Source organism: Shewanella hafniensis (assembly GCF_019655335.1).
Lineage (GTDB): Bacteria > Pseudomonadota > Gammaproteobacteria > Enterobacterales > Shewanellaceae > Shewanella > Shewanella hafniensis.
The window spans coordinates 1-255 of sequence record NZ_BPFD01000292.1 but is presented as its reverse complement, the minus strand read 5'-3'; the positions used below and the strand labels follow the sequence as shown (position 1 = coordinate 255).

The following is a 255-nucleotide window of genomic DNA, read 5'->3' as shown; positions in this document are numbered from 1 at the left end:
TGGATGGTGGCAATTAGTCCTCGTTGAACGCTGATTTGTACGCCCCTTAGGTTTGCTACGATAAAGCGTGAGATGGCAATTGATAGGGTTAGTTTTGGTCAAGGTCTTACAACCCAGGCTCTTCGCTTGACCGTTGGCCAAGTCATGTGTACTGCGAACTGCACGCCAATTTTCAGCGCCAATATCTGCAAATTGAACTGTACCGCGAATACGGCTTAGCCAAAACCAACCATGCGCCTCAACCTCTTTGTACCA

General features: G+C 48.2%; 1 pseudogene. It reads right to left on the bottom strand.

Annotation, left to right across the window (positions count from 1 at the left end):
• Positions 1 to 255 (bottom strand): annotated as a pseudogene (locus tag K5Q99_RS22320) (IS4 family transposase); the annotation flags it as partial.